Genomic DNA, 403 nt, shown 5'->3' on the forward strand with positions numbered 1-403 from the left:
GGCGACCCGGGTCACCTCGTCCGCAAACGACGACAACTGGTCCACCATCGTGTTCAGGGTGTGCGCGAGGCCCGCGACCTCGCCCCGGGCGTCGACGGTGATCTGCCGGGTGAGGTCGCCGCGGGCCACGGCCGCCGCGACCTCGGCGATGCTGCGAACCTGGGTGGTGAGGTTGCCGGCCATGACGTTGACCGAGTCGGTCAGGTCGCGCCAGACCCCGGAAACGCCCTTGACCTGCGCCTGGCCGCCTAGCTTGCCCTCGGTGCCGACCTCCTTGGCCATCCGGGTGACCTCGTCGGCGAACGCGGAGAGCTGGTCGACCATCGTGTTGACGGTCGACTTCAGTTCGTGGATCTCACCGCGGGCGTCCACCGTGATCTTCTGACTCAGATCACCCTGCGCA

At 68.5% G+C, this 403-nt stretch carries 1 protein-coding gene; it reads right to left on the reverse strand.

The window, feature by feature from the left end; genetic code table 11:
• Positions 1-403 (reverse strand): HAMP domain-containing protein (locus CED_RS13810; protein WP_152569756.1); only part of this gene is annotated, 403 nt, incomplete at both ends.

It is taken from the genome of Frankia sp. CeD (genome assembly GCF_000732115.1).
GTDB lineage: Bacteria > Actinomycetota > Actinomycetes > Frankiales > Frankiaceae > Frankia > Frankia casuarinae.